The sequence below is a fragment of the uncultured Campylobacter sp. genome, from assembly GCF_937890585.1.
Taxonomy (GTDB): Bacteria; Campylobacterota; Campylobacteria; order Campylobacterales; family Campylobacteraceae; genus Campylobacter_A.
Genome location: NZ_CALACG010000082.1, coordinates 1 through 5923, shown reverse-complemented (window position 1 = coordinate 5923; position 5923 = coordinate 1). Strand labels below are relative to the sequence as shown.

Below are 5923 nucleotides of genomic sequence, written 5' to 3'. Positions count from 1 at the left end.
TGTTGTATAATTTTTTAAAATTTGAATATCAAAAAAATTATAAATTTTTTCTAGTTCTGTTTGCTCTAGATTATTTATATCTTCCAATAAGTCCTTTGCATCTATTAGACTTTTCTCAATATCTATACTATATTTGTTTCTCCACTCATCAAAGCTACTATCGCGCGGACTAGGTTTGTCTAGCAAATACAAAATTTTGATTTGAAAATCTGGCTTCGTTTCTAAAATTTTAAGCGTATTGTCTATTTTTGCTTTTGTTTTTGTTGAAGTAATTTGGATAAAAATTTTATTTTTATAATCTACTAAGTCTATATACGCTGCATTTTTATTTTCAGTATTAGCATTTTCAAGGTTATATCCATATATGGCATTTAGCATTTCTCTATAAAGATTCTCTGAATATATATTTAAAGAATAGTCACTAAGACTTTGCTTGTGCTCCATCTCGTACTTAAGTATAGCTATACCTTTAGTTATACTATCTATAATTTCTTTTCTAATCACACGATACTCCTAGTATATAGGATTATACATCATTTTATATAATTATGTGCTAAAAAGCACCTTTATATCTCTTACCACTTCCTCGCTCATATCGCTAGCTAATTGCTCTTTTGCCTTTACAAAGCTAGCACTAGCTACATACTCGCTAAAAGCTTTCTCAAGATATGGGTTTGCCTTTGTGCCAGGGTGATTTACGCTTTTGCCAAAAATTTGGCCGCTCTTTTTGTTTGCAAGAGCCTTCATCTTTTTTGGTTTTATAACATGTGGCCTTGTACCAAAATATACAAATTTAGCATAAGATACAAGAGCGCTATTGCCAACGCCTATACTAAGATCATTCGATCTATCGTCAAATACTTTTATGTCTTTTTTTAAATTTCCACCATTATACCCTTCGTCATTTCCAGGTCCAACAGGTGCTATCTTATGCGCTCTATATCTTACCCCTGAGCCTATGCGAAATAAAAACCTTTTTAAAGCACTATTAAAATTCATTAAAACCTACTAAGCTCTCTTTTTGGCTACATACTCTACGCAATCGCTAAATTCTCCGCTAAATTTTTCACCACTATCAAAGAAAAAATCATGCTCGCTTCCATCATCTATTGCAGTCTTTACATACTCTATAAAGCTGGTAAGGTCGCCTACACATGAACATACATCAGCACTTTTATCCTTTAGGCTTTTATCGCTTGTTATAATAAGTTCTATGCCACTATCAAAAACAAAATATTTCATATCTTGCTAAATTTCTTATATATGAGCTCAAAGGCATCTTTAAAGCTCATTTCTCTAGTAAATTTTTCATTATCTATATCGCACTCAAATTCGCAAATCTCTTCAAAAATTGCTTCATTTTTAACTAGTTCTAGGCGCTCTTTACTAAAACTTATACAAAAAGCGCCATTAAAGAGCCCATTTTTTAAACAAAAAGTGGCAAAGCCATAAGCTTTGTTAGCCTTTTGGCTATACTCATCTTCTTTCCACGTTATACCATGCTCATGTATGCCCCATTCGCAAGGCGTGCTATCATAAAAAGCTATATATAGATCCATCTTTCTCATTTTTGCCACCATCGCTTAATAACCTCTCTCTTTTGCATAATCGACTGTTCTTTAAAATATTTTTCAAGCCCCTTTGGATGGTTTAAAGCAAGTAACCATTATATCACCGTCAAAAACCATAAAAAAGCCATTTTGACTTATAGCGTTTGTCTTGCTCTCCTCGCCTTTTTTTGGGAGCCACAGCCATTATAGAATTTAAAGCTTTAACTATGCTTTGCGAGGTTGTCTCTTTGTGTTTTTCAAAAACATGCGTATTGCCCCTTTTTAGCACCCTCTCCACGCCCATTTTATCTATGTGTCTTATGATCTCGTCTTTGCCCGGTGCTTCGCTGGCTCTCATTGTCACGCCATCAATTTTCATGCTTATTATCCATTTAATCGATCTTGATTCTGTATTTTAAAATATATAGTGGTTAGTATATATGCGCCTATTGGATTTATTGTTGGTTTTTTATAAAAATAGAATCTATTATAAATTCAAATGGTGCCCGAGGTCGAGATCACATTATTGCGTAAAATACTGAAAATGTGGTTTTTTATACTTTAATCTTTGCTTAACTCCGTTTTAACTCCGTAAAAATATTTTATTTTTTCGGTTCGTTTCCATTTGTAACATTTTTGTGTTAAAAAAATTCAATCGTGCTAAGCCAGTTATTATTTATGTTATGCGTGATCTTTGATATTATCGCTCTTAGTGTTTTTGGCTCGTCCTTTAGCTTGATATTGATATACCCACCTGCAAAAAAAGGGCGACCATGTATCGACACAGTACCAGCCAATACGCTATTTTTTTGCCTCTTTAGCTTTGCCTCTGCTTTTGATAGTGCTTCTGCTTCATCACGTGCAAAGTCGCTAAATTTAAGCACCGGTGTTCCCACTCCTACCTTTGAGACGACTGATTTATTTTTTTCGCTGTCAAACCATTTTATCTCACAAGCATTATACTTTTTTGTGTGATTGATTTGGTAGTTTAGATCGATGATCTCGTCTTCGACTATGGTGTATTCTACTCGGTCATGATCCTTGTCTTTGTCTATGAAAATGAGCGTTTTATTTTTCACGCAAAAGGTTATTTCGAGATCGTCAGCTATCTTTTTACAAAACGCGCAGTCGCTTAAGTCGTATTGCTCGATGTCGCCTACCTCATCCATTCGATTAAAATCGATCTTGATGTTATAGCCATTTTCTTTGGCAATCGATCTTAAAATTTGCTCGTAGCTTTGAGCTTTAAAAGTTCGGTTCTTTTTTTCGCGAAAAGCTTTAAAAAAATTTGCCGATATTGCCTCGATCTCGTAGCTTTGCTTATAGTTATACTTTATCGTGGCGATCGTAAAATCACCCAAAAAAGCGCCGTCAATGTAAATTTTAATCTCGTCTTCTTCTCTTGGCAGTGGTGCGCTCCAGTGCATAAGCACATTTAAAACATCACTCTCGTCACTCTCGTAGTCATCTATGCCTATATCGATCCATGGTATCTCATCCGTTTTATCTACGCCGTTATATAAAATTTTAATTTGTGGCGCTCTATATCCTGCTATTCCCATAAGTATTTAGCCTTTTTTTCTTCTTGTGGCTCGATGCTTGGTAAATTTACCTCATCACCGCTTTTTAACTTTGTTTTGTGTAAAAGATGCTCGTTCTCTCTTAGAAATTCACTATAAACGTTTTGATCTAAAGATCCGTAAATTTTAAAACATATCATGTCTAAACTCTCATCATCTTTTGCTATATAAATTTTCATTTTTTCAACTCCTGCGAAAATATATACTCCGCCTTAGCTAACACTGCATCGCTTATCTTTAGCGCCTCTGTGTCAAGATCGGATAGTTTTCGTAAATAAAAAAAGCTCCTGCCATCTTTTGCGACTGCTTGACCTGTCAAAAATCCGCTTGTGTTGCCTTTGTTCTGCCTTGTTTTGGTAAGCCCTCTAACATAGAAATGCCGCCCTTTTGGTATGCCGTAGTCATATCCTTTTGGTCTTGCGTGAGCTTCGAGCATGAAAGGCGTTATCGCTTTTGGCATGGCAAATATTTTGATACTTAGGTCATCTGCCCTTGCTCCGCGTCTTACAAGATGCTTTTTATCAAGGTATCGCTTTTTTATCGATACTCTTTTTGCGATTAGCTCTCTTTGTTCTTTTGATACTTTTGTAAGCGTTCTATTCATCGCGTTTCTTAATACCCTTGTGACCTCTTTGCTGAATTGATTAAAATCGCTCATAGTAAATAGCCTGAAATTCTAATTTTTTTTGTGTAATACCAAATACCATTAAAAAAGAGTTTGACAAAGTTATCGGTGCTTTGTGTCATCGAGTAGATAAGTATATAGTTGCCTCGCACGAGGTCAAAGGCTGAAATTTTAAGCGGTATGGCTTGTTTTACTAGCTCTTCAAATCCGCTAAATTTAAGCACGTCATCGAGCAATATAGTAGCTTCAAAGCTAAATTCCTCATCATATCCGCCTAGATGTGTATATACTGGTCTTGTGATTGTGTTTTTCTTGTCATAATTCACGCTTAAATTTTTCTCTATGCCTGCTACGTTGTCATCTATACTAAAAACATATTTATCAATCGTTATTATCCTCATATCTACCCCTTAGTCGCCATAACTATAGCTCGAGTTTTGCACCGCTTTGGCTACCGCCTGCGGCGTGGCGTTTGACCCGCTCATCGTGATATTTACTACTTTGTTGTCGTTGATAGTCTGATTTTTATTGTTCGCTGCGTTTTGTCTTTTAGCTTCCGCGTTCTCGCTTATCGCTCCGCTTGTGCTTTGCGTTTTTGGCTTGCTATCGTAAAATAAATTTAAAGGGTTATACCAACTGCGCTCAACGCCATCGCCAACGCCTAGCCCCTCTTTTATGCTTTTTGTGATGTCAAGGTTCTTGGCGCTATCTATAAGCGTGTTTATGCCATTTATAGCTGTCGTTATAAATTCGATTAAAAGCTTTATCGGTGTTAAAACAAAGTTGATCGCTCCTGCCACTACCTCGCCAAATTTAGCCCCTGCGTTTGTTAGCCCCTCGATCTCCTCTTTTGTGGCACTACTCTGTCCAAAAAGCGAGCTAAAAAAGCTTGAAATTTTAGAAAATATAGGCATTAATGGCGAGAAAGCTGTTTTAACGGCTGTAAAAAAGCCATTAAATATGTCTGTAACTGGTGCTATATTTTTTCTTAGTCCCTCAAAAAAGCCAGTAAAAAAGGCTTTTACATGATCCCAATATTTATAAATTAGCGCTCCAGCCGCTGCGATCGCTGTTAATATAAGACCGATTGGATTACTTAAAAATGCAAGGCTTAGCGCTCTAAAGCCTAAAACTATCTTTTTAAGCCCTCCGACAAATCCTAGAGATGTACCGCCTGCTGTTTTTGTCGCTAGACTAAAACTATTTAACGCCTTGCTAGCAAGCGCCGTAAGTGTAGCTTTTGCTTTCATTGTGATACTACATTGCGACAAAGATGCATTAAGTTTTACGCAGTCAAAAGGCAATAGCATTAAAATTTTACGGTAGCCGCCAAACGAGATCGTAAATAGTGCAAAGGCTGCCCTTGCTGCTGTCATAAATGCATTAAATCCTAAAAACGCAGCAACGCTAAGACCTATCTTTTTAACAAGCTCTTCGTTGTTTTGTGCAAATTCGGTTATTTTTTTTATAAAGCCATTGATCTTTTCTATTGCCGTGCTAACATATGGCAGAAAAACATTGCCGATACTTATGCCAAGTGAATTTAACGTGTTTTTCATTAGCTGGATTTTGTTCGCGACGGTGTTGCTTCTAGCTTGGAATTCTTTCTCATTTGAGCCTAAAAATTTCTCCTTGCTGCTAACCTCATCAAGCGACTTTTTATAGACATCCATACCACTTATAAGCGTTGCAATGTCGCTATCATAGTTTGTTCCCATGATAGTTGTAAGTAGAGCGCCTCTCCTTTGTGGCTCAACCTTGCTCATTGCTTCCAAAAATTGCAATACTGCGCCTTGCGCGTCTGTTTTCATCGCTTTTGCAAATTTATTAACACTTAGCCCAGTTTCTTCAAATGCTTTTTGCTTATCTTCGCTTAAAGAGCTTAAATTATTTAATTTTTTTAGCAAAGCTTCGGATGCGGTCGCCGCAGTCTCTGGCGCTTTACCGAGCGATATAAATGTAGATGCGAGCGCGGCGGTTTGTTCTTTTGCTAAGCCTACTTGTTTGCCGATGCCTGCGATCCTTTTCATAACCTCAACTATTTCGCCGGCTTTGGCGGCGTTGTTGTTTGATAGGTGGTTTATAGCATCCATCATCTCGCCAGTTTCATCAAGGCTTAGCGATAAAATATTTTTGATCTTGCCGATCGTGTCGCCTGCGTTCTCTGC

Annotated in this window: 10 protein-coding genes; all 10 read right to left on the bottom strand. The window is 36.9% G+C overall.

The features are described 5' to 3' along the window. Nucleotides 1-504 (bottom strand): SMEK domain-containing protein (locus Q0296_RS02315; RefSeq protein ID WP_298036083.1); only part of this gene is annotated, 504 nt, incomplete at its 3' end. 42 nt (nucleotides 505-546) lie between these two features. Further along, a complete protein-coding gene (locus Q0296_RS02310; RefSeq protein ID WP_298036082.1) occupies nucleotides 547-999 on the bottom strand; it encodes an HK97 gp10 family phage protein in 453 nt (150 codons plus the stop codon). A 9-nt stretch (nucleotides 1000-1008) separates the two neighbouring features. Beyond that, nucleotides 1009-1242, bottom strand: coding sequence for a hypothetical protein (locus Q0296_RS02305; RefSeq protein ID WP_298036080.1), 234 nt, complete (start codon nucleotides 1240-1242; stop codon nucleotides 1009-1011). Further along, on the bottom strand, nucleotides 1239-1568 hold the full coding sequence (locus Q0296_RS02300) for a hypothetical protein (RefSeq protein WP_298036079.1): 330 nt from the start codon (nucleotides 1566-1568) through the stop codon (nucleotides 1239-1241). Before Q0296_RS02300 ends, Q0296_RS02305 begins: the two co-directional genes overlap by 4 nt. 109 nt (nucleotides 1569-1677) lie before the next feature. Then, nucleotides 1678-1929: a hypothetical protein gene (locus Q0296_RS02295; RefSeq protein WP_298036078.1), complete on the bottom strand. Its 252-nt coding sequence runs from the start codon at nucleotides 1927-1929 to the stop codon at nucleotides 1678-1680. A gap of 262 nt (nucleotides 1930-2191) precedes the next feature. Next, nucleotides 2192-3112 carry a phage tail protein gene (locus Q0296_RS02290; RefSeq protein ID WP_298036076.1) on the bottom strand — a complete coding sequence of 307 codons (921 nt, stop codon included), beginning with the start codon at nucleotides 3110-3112 and terminating at the stop codon, nucleotides 2192-2194. Further along, entirely contained in the window at nucleotides 3103-3309 is a 207-nt protein-coding gene (locus tag Q0296_RS02285) for a tail protein X (RefSeq protein ID WP_103603435.1), read from the bottom strand. Before Q0296_RS02285 ends, Q0296_RS02290 begins: the two co-directional genes overlap by 10 nt. Next, nucleotides 3306-3788 carry a hypothetical protein gene (locus Q0296_RS02280; protein WP_298036073.1) on the bottom strand — a complete coding sequence of 161 codons (483 nt, stop codon included), beginning with the start codon at nucleotides 3786-3788 and terminating at the stop codon, nucleotides 3306-3308. The genes Q0296_RS02285 and Q0296_RS02280 overlap by 4 nt, the downstream gene beginning before the upstream one ends. After that, nucleotides 3785-4156 carry a hypothetical protein gene (locus tag Q0296_RS02275; RefSeq protein WP_103601962.1) on the bottom strand — a complete coding sequence of 124 codons (372 nt, stop codon included), beginning with the start codon at nucleotides 4154-4156 and terminating at the stop codon, nucleotides 3785-3787. The genes Q0296_RS02280 and Q0296_RS02275 overlap by 4 nt, the downstream gene beginning before the upstream one ends. Nucleotides 4157-4165: 9 nt before the next feature. Continuing rightward, the coding region (locus tag Q0296_RS02270; RefSeq protein WP_298036069.1) for a phage tail tape measure protein at nucleotides 4166-5923 on the bottom strand (1758 nt) is incomplete at its 5' end.